Annotated in this window: 26 protein-coding genes and 1 pseudogene; 13 read left to right on the top strand and 14 right to left on the bottom strand. The window is 67.8% G+C overall.

What is annotated here, in order from left to right; translation table 11 throughout:
• Nucleotides 1–26: 26 nt before the first annotated feature.
• The gene (locus LT974_RS10565; protein ID WP_232587635.1) at nt 27–1,211 is read left to right on the top strand and encodes a pyridoxal-phosphate-dependent aminotransferase family protein; all 1,185 of its coding nucleotides are present in this window, start codon (nt 27–29) and stop codon (nt 1,209–1,211) included.
• Between the two features lie 16 nt (nt 1,212–1,227).
• On the opposite strand, the gene LT974_RS10560 is transcribed toward LT974_RS10565, so the two are convergent.
• The 3 genes from LT974_RS10560 to LT974_RS10550 are packed head-to-tail and all read right to left on the bottom strand — an operon-like array spanning nt 1,228 to nt 2,017.
• The gene (locus LT974_RS10560) at nt 1,228–1,536 is read right to left on the bottom strand and encodes a DUF7116 family protein (protein WP_232587634.1); all 309 of its coding nucleotides are present in this window, start codon (nt 1,534–1,536) and stop codon (nt 1,228–1,230) included.
• A gap of 55 nt (nt 1,537–1,591) precedes the next feature.
• Nucleotides 1,592–1,735, bottom strand: coding sequence for a hypothetical protein (locus LT974_RS10555; RefSeq protein WP_232587633.1), 144 nt, complete (start codon nt 1,733–1,735; stop codon nt 1,592–1,594).
• Nucleotides 1,736–1,780: 45 nt separating this feature from the next.
• The gene (locus LT974_RS10550; protein ID WP_232587632.1) at nt 1,781–2,017 is read right to left on the bottom strand and encodes a DUF5816 domain-containing protein; all 237 of its coding nucleotides are present in this window, start codon (nt 2,015–2,017) and stop codon (nt 1,781–1,783) included.
• Nucleotides 2,018–2,124: 107 nt separating this feature from the next.
• Here LT974_RS10550 and LT974_RS10545 point away from each other — a divergent pair, with 107 nt between their 5' ends.
• The 3 genes from LT974_RS10545 (at nt 2,125) to LT974_RS10535 (ending at nt 4,869) form a co-directional block, all read left to right on the top strand.
• A complete protein-coding gene (locus LT974_RS10545) occupies nt 2,125–3,471 on the top strand; it encodes a bifunctional metallophosphatase/5'-nucleotidase (protein WP_232587631.1) in 1,347 nt (448 codons plus the stop codon).
• Nucleotides 3,472–3,553: 82 nt separating this feature from the next.
• Entirely contained in the window at nt 3,554–4,612 is a 1,059-nt protein-coding gene (gene trmB, locus LT974_RS10540) for an HTH-type sugar sensing transcriptional regulator TrmB (RefSeq protein ID WP_232587630.1), read from the top strand.
• Nucleotides 4,613–4,671: 59 nt separating this feature from the next.
• Nucleotides 4,672–4,869, top strand: a complete 198-nt coding sequence (locus LT974_RS10535) for a hypothetical protein (protein ID WP_232587629.1) — start codon at nt 4,672–4,674, stop codon at nt 4,867–4,869.
• A 30-nt stretch (nt 4,870–4,899) separates the two neighbouring features.
• On the opposite strand, the gene LT974_RS10530 is transcribed toward LT974_RS10535, so the two are convergent.
• Together LT974_RS10530 and LT974_RS10525 are read right to left on the bottom strand one after the other, a co-directional pair.
• Entirely contained in the window at nt 4,900–5,385 is a 486-nt protein-coding gene (locus tag LT974_RS10530) for a hypothetical protein (protein WP_232587628.1), read from the bottom strand.
• Nucleotides 5,386–5,503: 118 nt separating this feature from the next.
• Complete coding sequence (locus LT974_RS10525) at nt 5,504–6,355, bottom strand: translation initiation factor eIF-2B (protein WP_232587627.1); 852 nt, start codon at nt 6,353–6,355, stop codon at nt 5,504–5,506.
• 189 nt (nt 6,356–6,544) lie between these two features.
• On the opposite strand from LT974_RS10525, the gene LT974_RS10520 reads away from it, so the two are divergent.
• Complete coding sequence (locus LT974_RS10520; RefSeq protein WP_232587626.1) at nt 6,545–6,934, top strand: hypothetical protein; 390 nt, start codon at nt 6,545–6,547, stop codon at nt 6,932–6,934.
• Here LT974_RS10520 and LT974_RS10515 read toward each other — a convergent pair whose 3' ends face one another.
• The 4 genes from LT974_RS10515 to LT974_RS10500 are packed head-to-tail and all read right to left on the bottom strand — an operon-like array spanning nt 6,935 to nt 10,788.
• Entirely contained in the window at nt 6,935–8,482 is a 1,548-nt protein-coding gene (locus tag LT974_RS10515; protein ID WP_232587625.1) for an RtcB family protein, read from the bottom strand.
• A gap of 45 nt (nt 8,483–8,527) precedes the next feature.
• Nucleotides 8,528–9,547 (bottom strand): DoxX family protein, encoded by a 1,020-nt coding sequence (locus LT974_RS10510; RefSeq protein ID WP_232587624.1) that lies wholly within the window; start codon nt 9,545–9,547, stop codon nt 8,528–8,530.
• 51 nt (nt 9,548–9,598) lie between these two features.
• On the bottom strand, nt 9,599–10,027 hold the full coding sequence (locus LT974_RS10505; protein WP_232587623.1) for an archease: 429 nt from the start codon (nt 10,025–10,027) through the stop codon (nt 9,599–9,601).
• Nucleotides 10,024–10,788 (bottom strand): DUF502 domain-containing protein, encoded by a 765-nt coding sequence (locus LT974_RS10500; protein WP_232587622.1) that lies wholly within the window; start codon nt 10,786–10,788, stop codon nt 10,024–10,026. Before LT974_RS10500 ends, LT974_RS10505 begins: the two co-directional genes overlap by 4 nt.
• An 87-nt stretch (nt 10,789–10,875) precedes the next feature.
• Here LT974_RS10500 and LT974_RS10495 point away from each other — a divergent pair, with 87 nt between their 5' ends.
• Together LT974_RS10495 and LT974_RS10490 are read left to right on the top strand one after the other, a co-directional pair.
• Nucleotides 10,876–11,355: a GNAT family N-acetyltransferase gene (locus LT974_RS10495; RefSeq protein WP_232587621.1), complete on the top strand. Its 480-nt coding sequence runs from the start codon at nt 10,876–10,878 to the stop codon at nt 11,353–11,355.
• 16 nt (nt 11,356–11,371) lie between these two features.
• Nucleotides 11,372–12,499, top strand: a pseudogene (locus LT974_RS10490) (RNA-guided endonuclease InsQ/TnpB family protein); the annotation flags it as partial.
• Nucleotides 12,500–12,557: 58 nt separating this feature from the next.
• Here LT974_RS10490 and LT974_RS10485 read toward each other — a convergent pair.
• Nucleotides 12,558–14,495, bottom strand: a complete 1,938-nt coding sequence (locus LT974_RS10485) for an aldehyde ferredoxin oxidoreductase family protein (protein WP_232587619.1) — start codon at nt 14,493–14,495, stop codon at nt 12,558–12,560.
• A gap of 192 nt (nt 14,496–14,687) precedes the next feature.
• Here LT974_RS10485 and LT974_RS10480 point away from each other — a divergent pair, with 192 nt between their 5' ends.
• From LT974_RS10480 to LT974_RS10470, 3 genes are read left to right on the top strand one after another with little or no spacing between them, the layout of a single operon-like run.
• The gene (locus LT974_RS10480; protein ID WP_232587618.1) at nt 14,688–15,074 is read left to right on the top strand and encodes a hypothetical protein; all 387 of its coding nucleotides are present in this window, start codon (nt 14,688–14,690) and stop codon (nt 15,072–15,074) included.
• Nucleotides 15,071–15,370 (top strand): ubiquitin-like small modifier protein 1, encoded by a 300-nt coding sequence (locus LT974_RS10475; RefSeq protein WP_232587617.1) that lies wholly within the window; start codon nt 15,071–15,073, stop codon nt 15,368–15,370. Before LT974_RS10480 ends, LT974_RS10475 begins: the two co-directional genes overlap by 4 nt.
• Nucleotides 15,367–15,633 (top strand): hypothetical protein, encoded by a 267-nt coding sequence (locus LT974_RS10470; protein ID WP_232587616.1) that lies wholly within the window; start codon nt 15,367–15,369, stop codon nt 15,631–15,633. The genes LT974_RS10475 and LT974_RS10470 overlap by 4 nt, the downstream gene beginning before the upstream one ends.
• On the opposite strand, the gene LT974_RS10465 is transcribed toward LT974_RS10470, so the two are convergent.
• Complete coding sequence (locus tag LT974_RS10465) at nt 15,630–15,980, bottom strand: hypothetical protein (RefSeq protein ID WP_232587615.1); 351 nt, start codon at nt 15,978–15,980, stop codon at nt 15,630–15,632. The two genes, LT974_RS10470 and LT974_RS10465, sit on opposite strands and share 4 nt — an antisense overlap.
• 99 nt (nt 15,981–16,079) lie before the next feature.
• On the opposite strand from LT974_RS10465, the gene LT974_RS10460 reads away from it, so the two are divergent.
• Nucleotides 16,080–16,466 (top strand): MoaD/ThiS family protein, encoded by a 387-nt coding sequence (locus LT974_RS10460; RefSeq protein WP_232587614.1) that lies wholly within the window; start codon nt 16,080–16,082, stop codon nt 16,464–16,466.
• Here the strand turns inward: LT974_RS10460 and msrB are convergent.
• Both msrB and LT974_RS10450 read right to left on the bottom strand, forming a co-directional pair.
• Entirely contained in the window at nt 16,463–16,900 is a 438-nt protein-coding gene (msrB, locus tag LT974_RS10455; RefSeq protein WP_232587613.1) for a peptide-methionine (R)-S-oxide reductase MsrB, read from the bottom strand. The genes LT974_RS10460 and msrB overlap by 4 nt on opposite strands.
• A 48-nt stretch (nt 16,901–16,948) precedes the next feature.
• Complete coding sequence (locus LT974_RS10450) at nt 16,949–17,584, bottom strand: alpha/beta hydrolase (RefSeq protein WP_232587612.1); 636 nt, start codon at nt 17,582–17,584, stop codon at nt 16,949–16,951.
• A gap of 141 nt (nt 17,585–17,725) precedes the next feature.
• Here LT974_RS10450 and LT974_RS10445 point away from each other — a divergent pair, with 141 nt between their 5' ends.
• Both LT974_RS10445 and LT974_RS10440 read left to right on the top strand, forming a co-directional pair.
• Nucleotides 17,726–18,088: a winged helix-turn-helix transcriptional regulator gene (locus LT974_RS10445; RefSeq protein ID WP_230892744.1), complete on the top strand. Its 363-nt coding sequence runs from the start codon at nt 17,726–17,728 to the stop codon at nt 18,086–18,088.
• 227 nt (nt 18,089–18,315) lie between these two features.
• Nucleotides 18,316–18,699, top strand: coding sequence for a DUF5820 family protein (locus tag LT974_RS10440; protein ID WP_232587611.1), 384 nt, complete (start codon nt 18,316–18,318; stop codon nt 18,697–18,699).
• A gap of 12 nt (nt 18,700–18,711) precedes the next feature.
• Here the strand turns inward: LT974_RS10440 and LT974_RS10435 are convergent, their stop codons facing one another.
• Nucleotides 18,712–19,194: an AAA family ATPase gene (locus LT974_RS10435; protein WP_232587610.1), complete on the bottom strand. Its 483-nt coding sequence runs from the start codon at nt 19,192–19,194 to the stop codon at nt 18,712–18,714.
• Between the last annotated feature and the right edge of the window lie 74 nt (nt 19,195–19,268).

The following is a 19,268-nucleotide window of genomic DNA, read 5'->3' as shown; positions in this document are numbered from 1 at the left end:
TGCTAACGCCCGTCTGGGGTTCTGACATGACGGACGCGCCAGACGTCGGTGAGTTGTCGCCGCCGCAGCGAACGCTCATGGGGCCGGGGCCGAGCCCGGTCCACCCGCGCGTACTGAAAGCGATGAGTACGCCGCTGGTGGGCCACCTCGACCCGTCGTTCGTGGAGATTATGGACGAGACCCAGGAGCTGCTGCGGTACACGTTCCGCACGGACAACGAGTGGACGATTCCCGTCTCCGGCACGGGTTCCGCGGCGATGGAGGCTGCCATCGGCAACCTCACGGAGCCCGGGGAGACGTTCCTCGCGCCGACGAACGGCTACTTCGGCGACCGCATGGCCGAGATGGCGCGCCGCGCGGGCGGCGACGTGGTGCGCGTGGACGCGCCGTGGGGCGAGCCGCTCCAGCCCGCGGACGTCGCGGACGCGTTCGCCGAGCACCAGCCCGACGTCTTCGGGTTCGTGCACGCGGAGACGTCCACCGGCGCGAAGCAGACGAACGTCCCCGAGCTCACGGACATCGCCCACGAGCACGACGCGCTCGTCGTGGCCGACACCGTGACGAGTCTCGGCGGCGTCGAACTCCGCGTCGACGAGTGGGGCATCGATGCGGCGTACTCCGGCCCGCAGAAGTGCCTGTCGTGTCCGCCGGGCGCGAGCCCGCTGACCCTGAACGACGACGCGATGGACAAAGTGCTCTCCCGCGAGGCGGATCCGCGGTCGTGGTATCTGGACCTCTCGCTGCTGGAGGGCTACTGGGGCGACGAGCGCGCGTACCACCACACGGCACCCGTCTCGAACGTGTACGCGCTCCGCGAGGCGCTGCGGCTGGTCGCCGAGGAGGGCATCGAACAGCGGTGGGCGCGCCACGAGCGAATCGCGGGCGCGCTGAAGGCCGGCGTGGAGGCGATGGGCCTCGGTCTCAACCCCGAGGACGACTACTGGCTGCCGAGCCTGAACGCCGTGCGCGTCCCGGAGGGGGTCAACGACGGCGAGGTCATCGACTACGTGCTCGACCACTACGACCTCGAAATCGCGTCCGGCCTCGGCGACTTGGCGGGCGACGTGTTCCGCATCGGCTGTATGGGCCACGGTGCGCGCCCGGAGAACGTCACGCTCGTCGTCGCTGCGCTCGCGGACGCCTTCGACGCGCTGGGCGCGGACGTGGACGCGGCTGCCGGGCTCGCCGCGACGCGGGAAGCACTCCGATAGAAAAACCGACGCGCGCCTAGCTGACCGGCGGGGCGCGCGCTACTTCGTAGTCACCGTCCTCCTCGACACCCATCACCGCCCACTCGTAGGGCGGATCGAGCCGACGCAGCTGTCGTTCGAGCGCGTCGGTGTTCTCGGCCCACGTCACGAAACAGCGATAACCGCTGTCGTGGTCGGCGTCGACGTGGTCTGTGACGGCTGTCACGCGTATCTCTTTCCAGTCGCGCGTGGCGGAGAACTCCGCGCCGTCTCCTGCGAGGCTGTACCCGAGGTCGTCGAATATCGACCGGGCCTGCTCGTCGGGAGGGGTGGTAACAGTCCCCATGCACTCGTACCGTGGCGGGTCTAGGTAATAAGCTTTCCTGCCGCATGGTAACCGTTCAGATTTCGCCGAGTTCGGCGCGCCTCAGCCGTCCGTCTTGTGGAGCCGCGGTTGCCGTCGTCTCCGGGAACGCGGCCCGCATCTCCCCACCGACGAGCGACGCCACGGCGTCCCGTGGGCCGAGCGTGCAGCTCCGGCTCATGGCTGCGCAATCGCCGATCCGGCGATTAAAACTCGGGTCGTGTGGCTACTCGTGGGCGGAGTCCCACTCGTCGGGCTTCGTGAAGTTCCCGCAGCCGTTGCACTTGATGCGGCGCATCGAGTCCATCGCGACGTCGACGGACTCGCAGTTCGAGCAGTAGAAGCCGTACCGGCCCTCGCGGTCCTCGGTTCGGTAGACCACGTAGAACGGGCCGTCCTGACCGCGCTGCCCCTCGTCTTCCGCGACGTACAGGGTGTCGTCGTCGCTCGCCACCGTAAGCATGTCTCCCAGTAGCTGGCTCCCGCATTTAGCCCTGTCCGTCCCCGCGCTCGCGGCGGGAGTGCCGGCCATCGAAGCGCTCTTCCCCGCTGCGGGCCTCGAATCCGGTAATGGCGGTCCGGATTTTCCACTACTCCGACCTGGAGAACGTCTACGATTCGCCCGCGAAGGCCGGCCGGCTCGCGTCCGTGCTGCGCGACCGCGGCACCGCGATTGCGGCGGGCTCGGGCGACAACACGGCCCCGGGCGTGCTCTCGCTGGTGACGGAGGGCCGGCAGGCGCTGGACCTCTACGACGCCGTCGAGCCCGGCGTGGAGACGTTCGGCAACCACGACTTCGACTACGGCGCGGCCGTCACGGGCGAAATCGTCGCCGACTCCCCGCAGACGTGGGTATCCGCGAACGTCTACCGGGACGGCGACCGCGTCGCCGGCGTCGACCCGTGGACCGTCGTCGAGGCCGACGGCGCGCGCGTCGGCTTCCTCGGCGTGCTCGACGACGCCACGCCGTCGCTGAACCCGATGGCGAGCGACCTCACCGTCACCGACCCCATCGAAGCGACGCGGGAAGCCAGCGAACAGCTCCGCGAGGCGGGCGCGGACTACGTAGTCGCGCTCTCGCACCTCGGCCGTGGCGACGAGGAACTCGCCGCTACGACGGACGTGGACGCGGTGCTGGGCGGCCACATCCCCGCCGAGCGCGTCGAACGCCTCGACGACACCCTGCTCACGCGCCCCGGCTCCGGCGGCGAGGTCGTCCTCGAAGTCGACCTCGAAGCCGGCGAAGTCGCGCGCCACGTCGTCGCGGACGCGCCCGTCTACGAACCGCTCGCCGAGCGCCTCCGCGAGCGTATGGCCGAGACCGGCCTGAACGACACCGTCGGCCACGTCGCCGAGCCGATGGAACGCACGGAGTCGACGCTGTTCCGCGGCGAGTCCCGCATCGGGAACTTCGTCGCGGACGCCTACCGGTGGGCCGCCGACACGGACGTCGCGCTCCAGAACTCCGGCGGCGTCCGCGACGGCCCCGCCATCGCGGGCGACGTGACCGTCGCGGACCTCGTCAGCGTCGTCCCCTTCGAGGAGCCCGTCTCGGTCGCCGAACTCACGGGCGCGGAACTGCTGGACGTGTTCCGCGGCGCGAAAGGCGGGTCGCTGGGCTTCGCGGAACCCGACTGGTGGCACGCCCACGTCTCCGGCGCGGCACTCACGTGGGACGAGACTACCGACGAACTGCTGGACGTCCGGGTCGCCGGCGAACCCGTCGACCCCAGTGCGACGTACACGCTCGCGACCACCGACTACCTCTTCTACACGGACGACGAGTTCCCCGCGCTCGACGAAGCCCACCGCGTCGACCGCCTCGGCATCCAACACCAGGTGCTCGCGGCGTACGCCCGCGAACACGGCATCGACCCCGAAATCCAGGGCCGCGTCACGATGCACGCCGACGACTGAGCGCGCGGACCGCCCGTCGAACGTGTCGCGTCGCCGACCGCCGACCGCAGGGTAAAAGAGCGGGGTCACCGTGGGTGGCGGTATGAGCGACGAGGACCTCCGCGAGACGGTCGAACGAGTCGGCGCGGGGTTCGACCTCGGCGAGTACGAAATCGAGGCGTACCTCACGGTGCTGCAGCACGGCGAACTCACGGCCAGCGAAATCGCCGACCGCACCGACATTCCCCAGCCGCGCGTGTACGACACGGTGCGGAGTCTCGGTGACCGCGGGCTCGTCGAACTCCGCGAGTCCCGGCCGATGAAGGTGGTCGCCATCGACCCCGAGGAGGCGTTCGCGGACCTCCAGACGAACTTCGCGCAGATGGTCGCGTCCCTCGAAGAGGCGTACACCACGCCCGCCCGCGAGACGGAGGCGGTGTCGCTGGTGAAGTCCCGGTCGACGATTCTGCGCTACTTCGGCGACGTCATCGACAGCGCGGAGTTCGAACTGGTCTGCTCGCTGACGCCGGGGCTGCTCGACCGCTTCGCCGACGACCTCGCGGCCGCCCGCGACCGCGGCGTCAGCGTCGACCTCGTCGTCACGCCGGTCCGCAACGCTCCCGACGCCGACGACTTCGACTACAGCGAGGTCGCCACCACCGCGCGCGGCCGCCGCGGCGTCACCACGCCCGTCGTCGCCGTCGCCGACGGCCAGTACTCCGTCTACGCGACGCAGGGCGCGGTCCGCGACGACCCCGAGAAGTACGGCGTCATCTTCAACCGCTCGGCGCTGGGCTTCCTCGTCTCGGGCTTCTTCGGCACCGTCATCTGGTCGACTGCCAACGACACCCTCTACGAGAGCGACGCCGCCGACATCGAGCTCCCGCGGACGTACGCCTCCATCCGGCGCTGCGTGAAAGACCTCCGGACGCTCGACGGTGACGTGTACGCGACCGTCCACGGGCGCGACGTGCTCAGCGGCGACGCGCGCACGGACCGCGGCCGCGTCGCCGAGACGAAGTTCGAGGAGACCGAGGAAGTCGCGACGCTCGTCCTCGACACCGACGCGGGCCGCGTCGAGGTCGGCGGCCGCGTCGCCGCCTACGAGGACGTCGAAGCCCACGAAATCACGCTCGCCCGCGACAACCCGCCGCGGGAGTAGCGTTCTCGTTCGCGTAGATTCGTCGGTACACTTACCGGACGACAGCCCGACTCTCGTCTATGACAGACGAGACCACCGTCGCGTTCGTCGAGCGCTGGCAGACCGGTGCCGCCCTCCTGCTGGCGTCGGCGCTCGTCGGTGGGACTCTCGCAGCGGTTCTCGGGAACGCCGACGTTCCCTACGGCGCGTTCGTAGGATTCGTCGGCGGCGCCGTCGCCTGCTTTCTTGCGCTCTCGTACGCCCTGTACGGACGCTGAATCCTCGCCTTCCCGAGACGCACGGTCCCGTTATCGGGACGACCGAACGCGCATCGCCAGCCGACTGACGGCGGAGCCAGCAACGTAGCCGAGGACGCCGACGAGGACCGCGAGCAGCAGCCCGAAGTTGACGCTCGTCTCGACGCCGCCGAGGAGTTCGGCGCGGGCGGACCCGTACGCGAACCCCAGCATTCTCGGATGGGTGTATCGACCGGCACCCATCCACTCGCCGGTGACGTACCCGACCAGCGGCGGGAAGACGTACCACCAGACGCCGACGAGCCACAGCGAGCCGACGGTCGGCACGAGACCGGCACCGAGAATCCCGCCGGCGACGGCAATCCCGGGGACGATGACGAGCCAGCCCGAAAATTCGTAGAGGCCGGCGTCCAGCCCGAGCAGGAACGCGACGGACGCGACGCTCACGAGGCTGACGGCACAGAGAACGACGAGTCGCCGGGGACGACGGTCACCGGCGAGGTGGTGCCGGAGTCGGTCGGCGTCGAGACGCCGCATACCGATTCGTTCGCTGCCACGCCGTTAGTCGTTCCGGCAGGGCTCACGCGATGCGCCCACCCGTACTCGCACTCGATCGGGGTCGCGTGGCGGAGCAGCCCTTCGCTGACGGCGCTACCTAGAACTCGCGGACGCCTTCGTCGGTCACGACCGAGTCGAGCAGCCGCGTCGGCGTCGCGTCGTAGGCCGGGTTCTTCACGTCGAATCCCGCCGGCGGCTCGCGGATGACCTCGCTGACGTCCCGGAAGTCGTTCTCGAAGCGGAACCCCTCGTCGACGAGCTTCGCACTCGACCCCGCGACCGTCACCGGCGTCCCCGTATCGTTGGCCGCCGCGGCCAGCGGGTACGTGCCGACGCGGTTGTAGTACGTGTCCTCGACGATGCAGTCCATCCCGAGCAGGACGCGGTCGCACTCCGAGAGGTAGTAGCCCGACGCCCCGTCCACGATGAGCGTCGGATCGATGCGGTCGATGGCCGCCAGCGTCCGCGCGGTCTTCCGGCCGAGGTGTCGGGGTCGGGCCTCCGTCACGTAGACGTCGAGGTGCTTGCCGTCCTGCGCGGCCGTCTCCAGCGCCTCCAGCACCGTCGAGGAGTAGTCGTGCGTCAGCAGCGTCTGGCCGTCCTCGACGCGCTCGGCCAGCGTCGCCGCGGCCTCGTGTTTCGCCTGCTCGACGGCCTCCACGACGTCGTCGATAGCCGCGGCCGTGAGTTCCTTCGCTTCCACGACCGACGCCGGCTCCGCGTCCCGCACCCGCTCGACGATGTCTCGCTGGGTCGTCACCAGCGACGCGTGCGAGGGGTTCGCGCGCCGGAGCGCGTTGCTGTTCCGCTCCAGCGCCCGCACGTACTCCTCGACGGTCGGGTAGTCGTTGTCGATGAGGTCTCCGAGCGCGCGTGCGGCTTTCACGGCGACGACCGAGGAGGAGTGGGTCCGCATCTCGCGAATCTCCTCGGCAGTCTCGTCTATCATACCCGATGCATCCGTGGGTCTAAGCAAAGGCTTTCCGAAGTAGGCCCTCGTCCCTCACGCGCGGCACTACGCGCCGCGCGCTCGCTCGTCGCCCTTACAGTCCACCAGGCCAGTATTCGTGGATTTCCACGGAATGCACTCGTCGCCCGCCGGCGCGACACTCAAACCGCTAGCCGCCCAACCACGAGTATGGTCGACGTGTCGTACTACTATCCGCGCTGTGGCGCTGTCGCTGAACTCGACCGCGACCCCTACCTCGCGGACAAGTCCGTGACGCCGTTCCCGCTGGAGGGGTGGACGTACGTCTCGCCCGCAGAGGACGGCGCGGAACGTAGTTCCGCGGAATCCGCGAGCGGTGACAAACCGCGAGCGTACGAGAGCGAGGACGCGGACGGCGTAAAATTCGTCTGTGGGACCGACGCCGCCGACTGGTCGCATCCACCCGAGTCCAGCGAGGACGGCGAAGCCGTCGACGGCGAGGAAGTCGGCGGGCAGCCCGAATCAGAGTACGTGCAGTTGGCGGAAGGCATGGCACCGAGCGGCCCGCAGGGGCCGAACGGCCCGGAATTCTCGCGGTAGCTACCCCTTGATGTTCGCGATGGGGAACGTGCGAACGACGAGGTCGCCGATGTCGAGGGCGTCGGAGACGCCGACGACCTCGTCGACGTCCTTGTAGACGCCGGGGGCTTCCTCGGCGATAGTCTCGCCGGAGGCGGCTTTCACGTAAATTTCGTTCTGCTCGCGGAGGTCCGCCTGCACTTCGCCGCCGCCGTACTCGCGTTTGGCTTGCGTGCGACTCATCAGGCGGCCAGCGCCGTGTGCCGTCGAACCGAACGACCGCGGCAGCGACTGCGCGCCGCCTTTCAAGATGTAGCTGCCCGCGCCCATGCTGCCAGGGATGATGATGGGCTGGCCGACGTTGCGGTACGCCTTCGGCACGTCGGGGTGGCCGGCGGGGAACGCGCGCGTCGCGCCCTTCCGGTGGACGTAGAGGTCGCGCTGGACGCGGCCGCCGTCGCCGTGGAGGCTGTAGGCGACCTCAGTGTCGGAGCCGGCGGCGTCGCCGCCGCCCAGTCGTCGACCCTCCGGTTCGACGTAGACGTCGTGGGACTCCTTCTTCGCGATGTTGTGCGCGACGTCGTACAGCAGGTCCATCTCCAGAGCCTGCCACGACTGATCGAAGACGTCTGCGAACGTCTCGCGGACCGCGTGCGTGATGAGTTGGCGGTTCACCCACGCGAAGTTGATGGCCGCGCACATCGCACCGTAGTAGTCGTCGGCGAGCTCCGAGCCCGCGGGTGCCGCCGCGAGGTCCTTGTCCGGGAGGTCGTCGGTGAAGTCCGGGTACTCCTGCTCGATGCGCCGGAGGTAGTCCGAGCAGACCTGGTGGCCGAGGCCACGGGAGCCACAGTGGATGAGCACGACGACCTGGTCCTCGTCGAGGCCGAACGCGTCGGCGGTCTCGTCGTCGTAAACGTCGGTGACGCGCTGGATTTCGAGGAAGTGGTTGCCCGAGCCCAGCGACCCCATCTGGCTCGCGCCGCGGTCCTTGGCCTTCTTCGAGATGGCCGAGGGGTCGGCGTCCGGGCGGCGGCCCTCGTCCTCGCAGTGCAGGAGGTCCTCGCGCACCGCGTAGCCCTCTTCGAGACACCAGTCGACGCCGCGTTCGAGCGCGGCTTCGAGGTCGGTGTGCGTGCCGTCGTAGACGCCACCGCCGCCGAGTCCGCAGGGCACGGCGTCGAACAGCGCGTCCACGAGTTCCTCCTCGCGGCCGCGCACGTCCTCGTACGTGAGGTTCGTCTTCACCATCCGGACGCCGCAGTTGATGTCGAACCCGATCGCCGCCGGCGAGATGTAGCCGTCCTCGGCGTCGAAGGCGGCGACGCCGCCGACCGGGAAGCCGTAGCCCTGGTGCCCGTCGGGCATGCAGAGCGCGGGTGCGACCACGCCAGGCATGCAGGCGACGTTCCGGAGTTGCTCGAGGGTCTTGTCGTTCTGGATGTCTTCGAGCAGCGTCTCGTTGGCGAAGATGCGCGCGGGCACCCGCATCTCGTCGTCGCGTTCGAGCTCCCAGACGTCGTCCTCGACTTCTCGGAGCGTGACGCCGTCGGCGTCGAACGTGTTCATACTCGGCGATGGGCGCGGAGCCCGGGAATACGTTTCGTCTGGGCGCTACTCCGTCGAGGTGGCCAGCGGCGAGTGCTCCGTGACCGCGGCGAGGCGTTCGTCCAGCGAGAGCGGGCCGCCGCCGGTGACGAACAGCGCCGAGGAGAGCCCGAACAGCGTGATGTGCGCGAGCACGGGGTCGTCCGGCAGCCCGAACAGCGTCGTCGTCAGCACGACGAACGCGACCGCGGCAGTCGCGCGCGTGAACAGCCCGACGAACAGGAAGATGCCGACGGCGAGTTCGGTGAGGCCAGCGCCGACGACCCACATGCCGGGGTCGACGGGGACGACCGCGGTGAGATCGTACTTGTCGACGACTGCCAGCGCCATCCCGGGGTTCGCGAGCTTCTCCCAGAACCCCAGCAGCGCGAAGTTGAAGCCGACGCCGAGCCGGATGACCGTCGGCGCGTACTGCTCGTAGGGGCCGACGATGTCGTTGAACTTCTCGACGAGCGGATGCAGCGGGTCGAAGCGACCGTAGATCGTCCCCCTCGCGGCGGCGACCTGCTGGAGCAAGTGGTCGGCGCTGGGGCGGCCGGCGCCCAGCAGGAGGACGCCGAGGAACCCGCCGATGTACTCGCTGGCGAGCACGAGCTCAGGGCGGAGCACGAGCCCCGTGAGGTACGCCAGCAGGCCGACGAGCGCGACCGCGCGGGTCGCCAGCCCGAACAGGAGGAAGAACCCGAGCAGGACCTGGAGGATGCGCGTCGGCGCTTCGACCGACGGCGAGAAGAAGTAGCCCGCGAACCCCGCGCCGACCAGCGGCAGGCCGACCGCGAGCCGGAGCATCCACGGCAGGAACGCGTGGTACTCTTCGAGCGTGCTGCGGAGCGCGCGCACGTCCGCGGCCGCTGGCTTGTACTTGAGGTACGCGACCATACCGGCGACGACCGAGAGCGCGCCGCCGAGCAGGAGCACGGCGTTCAGCGGGTTCGAGAGCACCTCCACGAGGAACTCCACCGCGCGAACCGTTGGCGCTCCCTCGACGACGTAGTCGACGTGGCTGGGACCGAGGCCTGTGAACATACGGTCGCCAACGCACCGCGTGTGCAAAAAGGTCGGCCAGCCGTCCAGGAATTAGACGTCAAAGACGACGTACGCGTGCCAGCCCCTTGTCTCGTCGTCGGTCGGCGAGCGCTTCGAGAGGTCCATCTCGGAGTACGTGACGGCCTTCAGGTCGCGGGCGTGAACCTCGCTCAGCGGGACGCCGCGCGCGCTCGCCTCGACGACCCACTCGCCGTCTTCCTCGCGGACTGCGGCGTCGTGGTCGACGGGGAGGACGTTCCGCACGTCGCGCTCGTAGATGAGCCGGTCGAGGTAGTCGAACAGCAGCGCCTCCCGGTTCTCGGCGCGCTCCTCGAACGTGAACCGGCTCCCCGCGTCCGGCGTCTCCTCGGTCATCGCCGCCGCCATGCCCTCGGCGACCGCCGCGAACACGTCGCCGAGGCTGTCCGCGGTCGCTTCGACGGCGACGTCGGCGGTGTGTTCTCTGAGTTCGTAGCTCATTCCCCGTCCTCCGACGCCCGCGGCGGTGCGATTTCCTCGCCAGTCAGCCGTTCGAGTCGCTCCCGCGAGAGCCCGTCGGTCGCGCCGCTCTCGGAGGACACCGCGACGCCCATCGTCACCACCGCGCGCATCCCCTCCTCGACGCTCATGTCGACGTCCATCACGCGCTCGGCCGGGACGTGCGTGAGGTGGCCGCCCATCACCGGGTTCGGTGCGAGCGGCAGGAACAGCGTCAACATCTCCTCGTGGCCGGCGGCGTCCTCGATGACACTCGGCGTCTCCGTCGTCAGGAATCCGAGCGTGTACGCGTCCTGGTGGGGAAACTCCACGAGCTTCACGGACTGGAAGTTGTCCGCGTCGCCGTCCACCATCACGTCGCCCATCTGCCGGAAGCTCTTGTAGACGGCCCCCACGCCCGGGATGCGTTCCAGCGCCGCGTCGAAGTACGCGAGCACGCGCTCCCCGGACCGGAACGACGCAGCGAACCCGACGAGAACCGTGATTGCGACCACCACGAGCACGCCGACGAGGTCGACGATGGTCTCGGAGGCGTCCGGCGCGACGTTGGTGCTGTTCAGCACCTGTGCGAGCGGTTCGAGGAGGTCGTCGACGACGCCGACGGCGATGGAGAGCACGTACAGCGTCACGAGCAGGGGTACGACCACCGTGACGCCCGTGAGCGCGGCCTCGCGGACTCGGTCGTACGCGGACTCGCTGGCGCGCTGCATCGCCTCGCCGTCGGGGCGGCTACCGCCTAGCATCGTTCGCGGGGACGCCGACGACGCGTGAAAGGGTTTCGGCGTCCGCCGACGGTGGAATTATATTCGCTGGCCTGCTACCCCCTTTCAGTGAGCGTCACAGTCGACAAGCGCGTGGTTCCACCGGGGCGCGACCAGCACCTCGACGAAGCGTGGGACCTCAAAGAGCGCATCCGGGCGGACGAAGGCCTCCTCAAGCAGCGACGCGGGTTCTTCGCGAACGCCTACCGTCGCTCGACGGTCTACTGTTTCGTCGACGGCGACGACGTGGTCGGCTTCGCTGCGGCGCGCTCGGACGGCTACATCCTGTTTCTCGCGGTCGCCCCCCAGTATCGCGGCGAAGGATACGGCGAACGACTCGTCGCGCGCGTCACCGAGGACGCCGGGAAAGCCTCGTGTCACGCCCGCCAGAGCAACGAGAGCGCGGTGTCCTTCTACGAACACCTCGGCTTCAGCGTCGAACGCGAAATCTCGAACTACTACGAGGACGGCGAGGGTGCCTACTACCTCCGCCTCGGCGACCGCGCCCGTATCCGGGACCGTATTTCTGAACTGCTGCGTGGACGGTAGTTCTCGCGTCTGACTGCGTAGGGACGACAACGGCGAGATACCCGATGAAGCCGAACTGAAGTCGGAATTGAAAGACCACGAACGCTACAGTGACCTACATTCTCAGACAAGTCAGCGAGTTCTCGAAGAGCTTGCTGAGGCGTTCACTGGCTGGTACAACTCCGACGACGGCAACAACCCACCGGGCTACCGGAAACGTGGCGGCAGACACCCGCGCTCCACCGTGACGTGGAAGCAGAAAGGCATCAAGCACGACGACAAGCACAACCGTGTTCGCCTCTCGAAAGGCTGGAATCTGAAAGACGGACGGTCGGACTTCATCCTCGCAGAGTACGAAACTCGGCCCGACATACAGGTGGAAAACATCCAGCAGGTGCGCGTCGTCTGGAACGGCGACCGCTGGGAACTCCACCTCGTCTGCAAGAAAGAAATCCCTGTCGAGGACGCACCCGGCGACAACACGGCGGGCATCGACCTCGGCATCAGTAACTACCTCGCAATCGACTACGAAGATGGCGCAAGTGAGCTGTATCCGGGAAATGTGCTGAAAGAGGACAAGCACTACTTCACCCGCGAGGAGTATCAGACCGAAGGCGAGAACGGGCCGTCGAAGCGTGCGTTGAAGGCCCGGCAGAAACTCTCCCGACGCAAAGACCACTTCCTCCACACCCTCAGCAATCACATCGTGCAACGGTGTGCCGAAGAAGAGGTGGGGAAGATCACGGTCGGCGACCTCAGTGACATTCGCGAGGACGACGGCGACTCGCGGAATTGGGGCCAGTCGGGGAACAAGAAGTTGCACGGATGGGGGTTCGACCGTTTCACGAACCTGCTCGAATACAAGGCCGAAGAACACGGTATCCTCGTTGACCGTGTGGACGAGGAGAACACGTCGAAAACGTGTTCGTGTTGCGGGCAGATTCGAGACAGTAATCGCGTGGAGCGCGGTCTGTACGTCTGCGAGCCCTGTGAAACGACGATGAACGCAGACGTGAACGGCGCGGTGAACATCCGCCGAAAGATAACTCAGAGTCCCCCGACGGGGGATATGAGTAACGGCTGGTTGGCACAGCCCGGAGTCTTCCTGTTCGACCGCGAGAGCGGACGGTTCACACCGAGAGAACGGGGAGACTGCAAACCCTAATATCCCAACGCTTGGGATTCCTCCGCCTTCAGGCGGAGGAGGATGTCAAGGTGGAGCGCTAGTCGTCCGCAGAGGCCGCGCCACCCGCGGAAACGCCCGTACCGGGGCCGAGGTCGATGCTGAGGTCGTCGAGCTTCTCGTCGGGGACGACGCCGTCGACCCAGCCGCGGTGCTCGTAGTACTCGTCTTTCATCGCGTCGAGTTCGCAGAGTTCACCCTCGATGCCGCCGCCCGCGGGCACCGCGTCCTCCGCGCCCTCCACGAAGCGGTCCGGGAGGGTGTCGTCGTCGCCGTCGAAGCCGGCGAGGTTGTTGTAGTAGCGTTCGAGGTTGTAGATGCGCTCGCCCGCTTCCAGCAGTTCCTCCTCGCCGACGTCGCGGCCGGTCATGCCGTTGTACTGGTCGATGTACTCCTCGACGCCCTCCGCGAACGCGTTGAACTTGCAGATGTCGAACGAGTCCGAGATGGCGTGGAGGTCCTGGAAGGTCGCGGTGAGTTCGCCCTTGCCCTCCCAATCCGTGGGGTCGACCTTCTCCGGGATGCCGAGAATCTCGGCGGCGGGCGTGTACCCGCGGAGGTGGCAGCCGCCGCGGTTCGAGGTCGCGTACCCGATGCCCATGCCCTTCAGGCCGCGCGGGTCGTACGCCGCGATGGACTGCCCCTTCACGTCGAGGCGGCAGTCGTGGGCGTCCAGCGTCTCCGCCGCGCGCTTCTGGCCCTCGGCGAGCACGTCCGCGAGGTCGGTCTCGCGGGTGGCGATTTTCTCCAGCATCTCGACCATGGCGTCGACGTCGCCCCAGTCGAGGGTCCCCTCGAAGTCGTCGAGGTAGCCCTTCTCGGCGGCCTCCATCGCGAACGCGAGCATGTTCCCGCTGTCGATGGTGTCGATGCCGAAGTCGTTGCAGCGGTCCATCATCAGCGCGACCTTGTCGCGGTCGTCGGTCATGGAGTTCGGGCCGAGCGCCCACGCGGACTCGTACTCGTAGGACTCCATGCGGACGTTGAGGTCATCGCCCTTGTGGTGGACGTCGACCTCGACTTCCTTCTTGCAGGCGACCGGACAGGAGTGACACGTCGGGTCGTCGATGAGGATGTTCTCCTCGACGTTCTCCCCGGAGACCTTCTCGGAGTCGATGTTCGGCTCGTCGGGCTCCTTCTCACTCTCCGTGCTCGTGGACGTGTACCGGCCGTTCCGGGTGGGGAGGCCGTCCATCTCCTCGGTGAGGTTCATCAGGACGTTCGTCCCGTAGACGGAGAGCCCGCCCTCGTTGGGCGCGGTGACGTCGGACTCCTGAATCGCCTGCATCGCGGCCTTGTGGCCGTCCATGAACGTCTCGCGGTCGGCGGGCTTGGGCATCTGCGTGCCGGATTTGACGACGACCGCTTTGAGGTTCTTCGACCCCATGACAGCACCCGTACCGCCGCGGCCGGAGGCCCGGTCGTCCTCGTTGATGATGCAGGCGTACCGGACCGCGTTCTCGCCGCCCGGCCCGATGGCCATCGCGGAGAGGTTCTTCCCGTACGCGCCATCTACTTCGTCTTCGAGGGTGTCGATGGTGTCGTGGATACCCTCTCCCCAGAGGTGGCCGGCGTCACGTAGTTCGACTTCGCCGTCCTCGACGACGGCGTAGACGGGGTCGTCGGCTTGCCCCTCGAAGAGGAGGCCGTCGAAGCCCGCCCACTTGAGGCGCGCGCCGCTCCACCCACCGTGGTGGGAGTCCGTGACGGTGTCCGTCAGCGGGGACTTCGTCACCACGGCGATGCGGCCGCTCATCGGCGTCTGCGTGCCCGTCAGCGGGCCGTTCATGAACGCGAGGAGGTTCTCCTCGGAGAGCGGCTCGACATCGGGGCCGTTCTCGAAGACGTACTTCACGCCGAGGCCGCGCGCGCCGATGTACTTGCGCGCGTCCTCGTCGTCGATGCTCTCGTAGTCGACGTCGCCTGCGCCGAGGTCGACGCGGGCGACGTGGTCCTGGAAGCCACCTAGGTCAGTCATAGTTGGTGCTCTTTCGTTACATACGGCCCGTATCCCGATAGTGATTCCCACGGTCACGTAACCGGTACCGGTTACATTTTCGAGACGGAGCGGGCCACTCGGGTCGCCCGTTCGGACCGCTCGATGGGTTGCCGTCCCGGGAATTCCGGGGTCGGCGGGAGCTTTATGCTCGTCGCCACGTCACGTTCACGCATGGAGCCGGTGTCACTCGGCGTGCCGGAACCGATTCTCGACGCACTCCCCGCCGACAGCGACGATACGCGCAAGGACATGCAGCAAGCCGTCGCCGGGTGGGAGCGCCGCCTCAACGACGCCATCGACGCCGCGGACTCCGACGAGGAGGCCGTGTCGTACGTCGTCGACGCCGTCGAGCGACTGGAGGAGCGCCTCGAACGCTACGACGAGTTCGTGCCGGAGCTGCGCGCGTGGGGGCAGTCGCCGATTTACGCCATCTCGTGGCGGAACCTCCACGCGGAGCTCGTCGCCCAGATTTACGACCACGACGAGCTCGGCGAAGCGCTGGACCGCGAGCGCAACCAGCGCCTCGTCGAGGACGGCATCCGATTCGGGGGCGCATGAACGTCGAACTCCGCTTCTTCGCGACGTTCCGCGAGGCGGTCGGCACGAAGGTCGTCGAGCGCGAGTACGACGAGGGGACGACCGTCGGCGAGGTGCTCCGCGAACTCGAAACCGAGTACGAGGGCTTGGCGGGCCAGCTCGTCGAGAACGACGGTCTCCGCCCGCACATCAACGTCCTGAAGAGCGGCCGGGAGGTGCTCCACCTCGACGGCATGGCGACGGAACTCGAAGACGGCGACCAGTTGAGCATCTTCCCACCGGTCGCCGGTGGAACGGCGACGGAGGACGTGGTGTGAAGCGGGAGAAGGAGTTTCGCGGCATCTCCGTGCGGCTCGCCCGAAACTACCTCGAAAGCCTCGGCGGCACCATCGTCGACGACGATGCGGTCGAGGGCGACGGCTGGCGTGCCGAGTTGTCCGCGGAGCAAGTCGCCATCGGGCCGTCGCTGGAACTCACCGAAGTCACCGTTGCCTTCGAGGCCGACGAGGGGTTCGGCGAGGAAGCATTCGAAGCACTAATCGAGGACTTCTCGCGGAAGGCGATGCGCGCGGGCGGCTAAGGTTCGAGGCTGTCGACGACGCGACGCGAGAACTCGACCTCGGTCACGTCGCCGTCCGCGAGCGCGTCGAACCACTCCTGTTCCGCGCGCCACGACCCCAGCGGCTCGTCGTCGAGGTCAGTCACGGTCGCCTCGACGCTGCGGACCGGCCAGCCGGCGTCGGCGAACAGCGTCCGGAAGACGTTGACGATGTCCCCGACCTGCTGGTGGGGGATTTCGCCGTGCTGGTCGGCCGCCGCGGACTGGTAGGTGAGGTGGTAGGCGTCCCTGGATTCGGCGATTTCGCGGGGGTAGCAGCCGTGGTTCGTGAGTCGGGATTCGAGCGCGAACTCGCGGTCCTCGTCCATCACTGGCTCCCTCGCCAGCGAGCGGGATAGGCGTTTCCCGTCGCGCGAGCCGAACACGTTCGGAAGTGTGTTTAGATGGGCGAAGCGCGAACGACCCGTATGAGCGTTCGGGAGGTCGAGCAGACCCAGACGACTGTGGAGGTCCGCGCGACGGGACACGTCCGCCGCGAACTCGGCACGCACAGCTTCGAGTTCGAGTTCGACGGGACGACGCTCGGGGAGTTTCTCGACGCGTTTTTCGACGAGCACGGCTGCGAGGAGATGCTGCTCGCGGAGAGCGAGGAAGAGGAGACGGCCGCGACGTGGGCGAACTACCCCGGCGACCCGCCCGGCCGCTGGGAGCGCAACCCCGAGGGCGAGCGCACCCGGGCGTACGCTCGCGTGCTCGTGAACGGCCGGTTCAACGAACTGCTCGACGGATTCGCCACCGAACTGGCGGACGGCGACCGCGTCGCGCTCACCTACCCGTTCTCGTTCTGTTTCTAATCCTCGGCGTCGAAGTCGAGCGCGGCGGAGTTGATGCAGAAGCGCTCGCCCGTCGGCTCCGGGCCGTCCTGGAAGACGTGGCCGAGGTGGCCGCCGCAGGTCGCGCACACGACTTCCGTGCGCTCCATGCCGTTGCTGTGGTCGGGGCGGCGTTCGACGGCGTCGCTCTCGGCGGCGTCCCAGAAGCTCGGCCACCCGCAGTGCGCGTCGAACTTCGTGTCCGCGTCGAACAGCACCTCGTTGCAGCCCGCACACCGGTACGTGCCGTCCTCGTCGCGGTCCACGTGCTCGCCCGAATACGGGCGTTCGGTCCCCGCTTCGCGCAGAATCTCGTACTCGTCGTCGCTGAGCCGTTCGCGCCACTCCGCCTCGGTCTCGGGCACGTCGCTGGCGTCCGCGCTGCCGGCGTCGGCGCTGTCACTGGCGTCGCTCATACTCACTGGTAGGAAGCGGCCGCGGGTAAACCTACAGGTCGCGGCGGGTCAGAGGTCGCCGACGACGTCGGCGGCGTGTTCGAGTTCGTCCTGATTGACGGTGTGGCCCATGCCCTCGTAGATGCGCTCGGTGACCTCGGCGTTCATCGCCTCGAAGACGTCGCGGGTCTCGTGGACGCGCTCCTCGGGGATGTGGGGGTCGCGGTCGCTGCACCCGAGGAAGATTGGCGTGCCTTCGAGGTCGCCCTCGTGTTCGTGCGTGGTGCCTTCGGGGCCGTGGAGGCCGCCGGAGAACGCGACGAATCCGCCGTACTCGCGGGGGTTGCGCGCGAGGAACTCGCTGCCCAGACACGCGCCCTGTGAGAAGCCGAGGAACGCGACGCGCTCCGCAGGGACGTGCTCGGTGACGTCGTCGAAGACGTCGTGCACGAGGCCGAGCGCGGAACTGAACCACGGCTCGTTCTCCTCGGTCGGCTCGAGGAAGCTGTTCGGGTACCACGTCGCGCGGGCGGCCTGCGGCGCGACGAACGCGGTGCCCTCGCTGGGGAGGTCCTCGGCGAACCCGAGCATGCCACTGGCGCGAGCGCCGCGACCGTGCAGCAGAATGACGGCACTGTCGGCGTCTTCGAGGGCGGGGCCGCGGTGTTCGACCGGCTGTCCGGCGTGGGGGTCGGCGTCTGTCATGGCACCCAGTAAGCCGCCCACACGTAAACCGTTCAGCTAACCTCGGGGCCATCCGGTGACGGCGGCGTCACCCCTGCAGTGTCACTCTGACACCTGATTCCAGTCGGAACCACTATGGGTGCCCGCTGCGTACGGTCGGGCATGGCAGACGAGAGATACAGCGAGGAGGCCTGCAGCGTCATCGACTCGCTGGAACAGATTGGCTCCCAGTGGCGGCTCATCGTGCTCCACGACCTCCAGGACGGCGAGAAGCGGTTCAACGAGCTCAAACGCTCGACGGACGCCAGTTCGCGGACGCTCTCGCGCGTGCTCGACGACCTCCAGGAGATGGGGTTCGTCAACCGCCGCCTCGAAGAGGAGTCCCCCGTCGCGACGTACTACTCGCTGACCGCGAAAGGCGAGTCGCTGTTCCCGGTGTTCGACGCCATCGAGGAGTGGGCCGAGGAGTGGCTCGGCGACGACGCGGACAGCGTCGACGCGGCCGCCACGCTGGCCGACACCTGAACGAGAAACTGCGACGCCCGGCCGGGGTGCGGAGTGAAAGTGAAACGAACTATTCTGTGTGGCTACTATCGCGCTGAGGACCGATTCCACCGGTGAACACGCAATCGCGATACAGCCACGACTGACTTCACTTTCACCGACAGCCAGTACCGAAAGCCGTGCCGATAGTCGGCTTCCGGCTCGCCGCGAACCGGCAGACCTTACGGCGTTCGCGGGATAGGACGCCCATGACCGCGTTCGACGACCTCTCCGAGGGCTGGCGGGTGTGGAACGACGACGAGGACGGCGCGATTCTCGTCTACCGGCCCGACGTCTTCGACACCCAGCGCTTCTCCGCGCCCTGCCTCCCGACGATTCGCGTCGCGCGCCGCCCGCCCACCGAGCGCAAGCGCCGCTCGCACTCCGCGCCCGACAGTTGGTTCGTCTCCCTCCGACTCGAACCCGAAGTCCGCGTCAAGGACGCCGACGCGCGTTTCGACTCCCGCGACGCCGCCGACGCCGGTGCGGTCGACCTCGCCGCCCGCTTCGGCGCGGGTGACGTCGACTACCGCAGCGCCTACCAGCTCCCCCGCGACGACTACCTCGACGAACTCGACGAACTCACGAACTGACCGCCGCTACGCTTACTCTCGTCCATCGCCTGTGCCCGTCTCGATTGTCTCCGCCTCCCGGAACCACTCCTGCACGCGCTCGTACGCGAGGTCCACCGCCGTTTCCACGCGCAGGACGTCGGTGTCGACGGTGAACTCCGCGTCGGGCCAGTCGAACTCGTCGTAAATCGTCTTCACCGCGCGGTCTGAGACCCCATCCCGCTCGTAGTTCCGCCGGATACAGGTGTCCCGGTCCGCAGTCACGAGCAGCAGATAGACGTCCGGGAACTCCCGGATTCGTGCCTGCCACTTCGCCTCGTAGAACGTCCCGTCGAGCAGCCAGTTCGCTTCGGGGGCTTCGGCGACGCGCTCGAAGAGGTGGTCGTACACCGGCGTCGCGAGGTCGTCCGTGTGTACTACCTGAAAGTCGTAGCCGTCGGCTTCGAGCCGCCGATTCAGGCCTAGCGCGACCGTGGTTTTCCCCGCGCCCGGCGGTCCACACACGACCAGTATCACGTCTAGGCCGTCGGTGCTTAGTCGGGTAGCTGTTCGGGCTAGGTCAAGTCGCCGATGGAGCCTGTGACTACGTT

Source organism: Halobacterium noricense (genome assembly GCF_021233435.1).
GTDB classification, from domain to species: Archaea; Halobacteriota; Halobacteria; order Halobacteriales; family Halobacteriaceae; genus Halobacterium; species Halobacterium noricense.
The sequence above is the reverse complement of the archived record's forward strand: the minus strand, read 5'-3'. Positions and strand labels throughout refer to the sequence as shown.

What these genes read in the sequence shown, in the direction of transcription:
- LT974_RS10565 (WP_232587635.1), top strand. Translation starts at nt 27, where the DNA reads ATGACGGACGCGCCAGACGTCGGTGAGTTGTCGCCGCCGCAGCGAACG.
- LT974_RS10560 (WP_232587634.1), bottom strand. Translation starts at nt 1,536, where the DNA reads ATGGGGACTGTTACCACCCCTCCCGACGAGCAGGCCCGGTCGATATTC.
- LT974_RS10555 (WP_232587633.1), bottom strand. Translation starts at nt 1,735, where the DNA reads ATGAGCCGGAGCTGCACGCTCGGCCCACGGGACGCCGTGGCGTCGCTC.
- LT974_RS10550 (WP_232587632.1), bottom strand. Translation starts at nt 2,017, where the DNA reads ATGCTTACGGTGGCGAGCGACGACGACACCCTGTACGTCGCGGAAGAC.
- LT974_RS10545 (WP_232587631.1), top strand. Translation starts at nt 2,125, where the DNA reads ATGGCGGTCCGGATTTTCCACTACTCCGACCTGGAGAACGTCTACGAT.
- trmB (WP_232587630.1), top strand. Translation starts at nt 3,554, where the DNA reads ATGAGCGACGAGGACCTCCGCGAGACGGTCGAACGAGTCGGCGCGGGG.
- LT974_RS10535 (WP_232587629.1), top strand. Translation starts at nt 4,672, where the DNA reads ATGACAGACGAGACCACCGTCGCGTTCGTCGAGCGCTGGCAGACCGGT.
- LT974_RS10530 (WP_232587628.1), bottom strand. Translation starts at nt 5,385, where the DNA reads ATGCGGCGTCTCGACGCCGACCGACTCCGGCACCACCTCGCCGGTGAC.
- LT974_RS10525 (WP_232587627.1), bottom strand. Translation starts at nt 6,355, where the DNA reads ATGATAGACGAGACTGCCGAGGAGATTCGCGAGATGCGGACCCACTCC.
- LT974_RS10520 (WP_232587626.1), top strand. Translation starts at nt 6,545, where the DNA reads ATGGTCGACGTGTCGTACTACTATCCGCGCTGTGGCGCTGTCGCTGAA.
- LT974_RS10515 (WP_232587625.1), bottom strand. Translation starts at nt 8,482, where the DNA reads ATGAACACGTTCGACGCCGACGGCGTCACGCTCCGAGAAGTCGAGGAC.
- LT974_RS10510 (WP_232587624.1), bottom strand. Translation starts at nt 9,547, where the DNA reads ATGTTCACAGGCCTCGGTCCCAGCCACGTCGACTACGTCGTCGAGGGA.
- LT974_RS10505 (WP_232587623.1), bottom strand. Translation starts at nt 10,027, where the DNA reads ATGAGCTACGAACTCAGAGAACACACCGCCGACGTCGCCGTCGAAGCG.
- LT974_RS10500 (WP_232587622.1), bottom strand. Translation starts at nt 10,788, where the DNA reads ATGCTAGGCGGTAGCCGCCCCGACGGCGAGGCGATGCAGCGCGCCAGC.
- LT974_RS10485 (WP_232587619.1), bottom strand. Translation starts at nt 14,495, where the DNA reads ATGACTGACCTAGGTGGCTTCCAGGACCACGTCGCCCGCGTCGACCTC.
- LT974_RS10480 (WP_232587618.1), top strand. Translation starts at nt 14,688, where the DNA reads ATGGAGCCGGTGTCACTCGGCGTGCCGGAACCGATTCTCGACGCACTC.
- LT974_RS10475 (WP_232587617.1), top strand. Translation starts at nt 15,071, where the DNA reads ATGAACGTCGAACTCCGCTTCTTCGCGACGTTCCGCGAGGCGGTCGGC.
- LT974_RS10465 (WP_232587615.1), bottom strand. Translation starts at nt 15,980, where the DNA reads ATGGACGAGGACCGCGAGTTCGCGCTCGAATCCCGACTCACGAACCAC.
- LT974_RS10460 (WP_232587614.1), top strand. Translation starts at nt 16,080, where the DNA reads ATGAGCGTTCGGGAGGTCGAGCAGACCCAGACGACTGTGGAGGTCCGC.
- msrB (WP_232587613.1), bottom strand. Translation starts at nt 16,900, where the DNA reads ATGAGCGACGCCAGTGACAGCGCCGACGCCGGCAGCGCGGACGCCAGC.
- LT974_RS10450 (WP_232587612.1), bottom strand. Translation starts at nt 17,584, where the DNA reads ATGACAGACGCCGACCCCCACGCCGGACAGCCGGTCGAACACCGCGGC.
- LT974_RS10445 (WP_230892744.1), top strand. Translation starts at nt 17,726, where the DNA reads ATGGCAGACGAGAGATACAGCGAGGAGGCCTGCAGCGTCATCGACTCG.
- LT974_RS10440 (WP_232587611.1), top strand. Translation starts at nt 18,316, where the DNA reads ATGACCGCGTTCGACGACCTCTCCGAGGGCTGGCGGGTGTGGAACGAC.